The organism is Fretibacterium fastidiosum, assembly GCF_000210715.1.
Classification (GTDB): domain Bacteria; phylum Synergistota; class Synergistia; order Synergistales; family Aminobacteriaceae; genus Fretibacterium; species Fretibacterium fastidiosum.
This window is the reverse complement of record NC_021038.1, coordinates 2,340,671-2,342,593: the sequence shown is the minus strand read 5'-3', so window position 1 is coordinate 2,342,593 and position 1,923 is coordinate 2,340,671. Positions and strand designations below refer to the sequence as shown.

At 68.1% G+C, this 1,923-nt stretch carries 2 protein-coding genes and 1 pseudogene; 1 reads left to right on the top strand and 2 read right to left on the bottom strand.

Translation table 11 applies throughout. The annotated features are described in order from the left end of the window. Positions 1–12 precede the first annotated feature (12 nt). A pseudogene (locus SY1_RS12850) lies at positions 13–938 on the top strand (polysaccharide biosynthesis protein). A 38-nt stretch (positions 939–976) separates the two neighbouring features. Here the strand turns inward: SY1_RS12850 and SY1_RS10550 are convergent. Then, the gene (locus SY1_RS10550) at positions 977–1,231 is read right to left on the bottom strand and encodes a GIY-YIG nuclease family protein (protein WP_208873763.1); all 255 of its coding nucleotides are present in this window, start codon (positions 1,229–1,231) and stop codon (positions 977–979) included. 4 nt (positions 1,232–1,235) lie between these two features. Beyond that, the gene (locus SY1_RS10545) at positions 1,236–1,838 is read right to left on the bottom strand and encodes a manganese efflux pump MntP (protein ID WP_015557011.1); all 603 of its coding nucleotides are present in this window, start codon (positions 1,836–1,838) and stop codon (positions 1,236–1,238) included. Between the last annotated feature and the right edge of the window lie 85 nt (positions 1,839–1,923).

Genomic DNA, 1,923 nt, shown 5'->3' with positions numbered 1-1,923 from the left:
GTTCGGCAGGTCATCCAAAACAAGCCCGCGGAGCTCCTCGTCCTGGGGCACGGAGAACAGTCCATCTACCTCCTGACCGAGTCTTTGAGCAGGGCGAAGCCGGACGTCCCCATACGCCCCATCATCGCGGACGTCGCGGACGAGATCGCCATGGGGGACGTCTTCGACCGTTACCAACCCCAGTTAGTCTTCCACGCCGCCGCGCACAAGCACGTCCCCCTGATGGAGTTCTCCCCCAGGGAGGCGCTGCGCGTCAACGGGCTGGGGACGCGCACCTTGGCGCGCGCCGCCGGTGAACACGGCGCGGAGCGGATGGTGCTGATCTCCACGGACAAGGCCGTCAACCCATCGAGCGTCATGGGGGCCACGAAGCGGGTCGCCGAGCGGGCACTGGAGCAGGAGCAAGAGAGCCACCCGGGGACGGCCTACATGGCCGTGCGCTTCGGCAACGTGCTGGGCAGCCGGGGGAGCGTGATCCCGAAGTTCGAGAGGCAGATCGCGTCGGGGGGCCCGTCACGGTCACCGACCCGCAGATGAAGCGCTACTTCATGCTGATCCCGGAGGCCGTCAGCCTGGTGATCCAGGCCGGCGCCCTGGGGAAAGGGGGCGAGCTCTTCGTCCTGGACATGGGGGAGCCCGTCGTCATCACGGAGATGGCCGAGCTGCTGATCCGCCTTTACGGGTACGAACCCTACCGCGACATCCCCATCGTCTTCACCGGCGTTCGCCCCGGAGAGAAGCTCGAGGAGGAGCTCTTCTACGACCCAGGGTCCGTACACCCGACCCGACACCCGAAGATCTTCACGAGCCCCCTGGGCGGGGCGATGGACGCCCGATCCTTCAACTCCCTCCTCGACGAGGCCGTCCGCCGTCCGCAGGAGGCGCTGACGCTGCTCCATCGCCTGGTCCCGGAGTACGCGGAGTGGGAGAGGGCCTGACGGCCCCTCCCCCACCCTTCAGGACGCGTCAATTTCCCTCAGGCGTCCGCCTTCCCTTCGATCAAGGTCAGTTTCATCCCACGGCTCATCCGTTTGATCTCGTCCTCGCGCCTCATCGCGTCCGAGCGCGACGCGCACTCCTCCTGATAGACGAGCTCAAGGGGCAGGTGCGAACGCGTGTACCGCCCTCCCCGTCCCGCGCGGTGACGGCTCAGGCGGCGTGCGACGTCCACGGTCCAGCCCGTGTAGAGCGATCCGTCCCCGCAGCGCAGCACGTAGACGTAGAAGCCCACGAGGCTAGCCCAGGGAGGGGGGCAGGACCGACGCCGTACCCATCCTCCACTCCTCCATCAGGTGCGTCGCCAGGATGTTGAGGCCGATGAGGATAAGCAGGACTCCACCCAGGAGCTCCATCTTTCGTCCGAGGCCCGCCCCCGCCGTGCGGCCCAGCCAGGTCCCCGCGGCACATGCCCCCGCCGTCACCCCGCCGGCAACGGCAGCGAGGGGCATGACGGGCAGTCGGGTGAGGCCGAACCCCGCCCCGACGGCCAGGGCGTCGATCGACGTGGCCAGCGCGACCGTGAGCAACAGCCTGAGAGACCGGGTGACGTCGCGGCACTCCTCCTCTCCGCCGCGGAGGAAGTCGCACACCATTCCCCCTCCGACAAAGGCCAGGAGCCCGAAGGCCAGCCAGTGATCCCAGAAGGAGAACCACCTTGCGGAAGCCATGCCAAGCTTCCACCCCAAAAGCGGCATGAAGAACTGAAACGTCCCGCAGGCCAGCCCGAGGCGGGAGGCGGGGCGCCATGGACTGCCCACGGTGCAGGCCCCCACGCAGATGGACATGGCGAAGGCGTCCATCGCAAGCGAGCACCCCGATACGACGGCGGCCCAGCTCATCGATCCCTGATCCTCATCCGGCAGACGGCGAACACGATCGGCCTCACGCCTCCGGGCGCTATCGGCCCCGGGCGTCCTCCTCCGC

Bases quoted from the DNA above. Each gene is read 5' to 3' on its own strand.
- SY1_RS10545 (WP_015557011.1), bottom strand. From the start codon at position 1,838: ATGAGCTGGGCCGCCGTCGTATCGGGGTGCTCGCTTGCGATGGACGCC.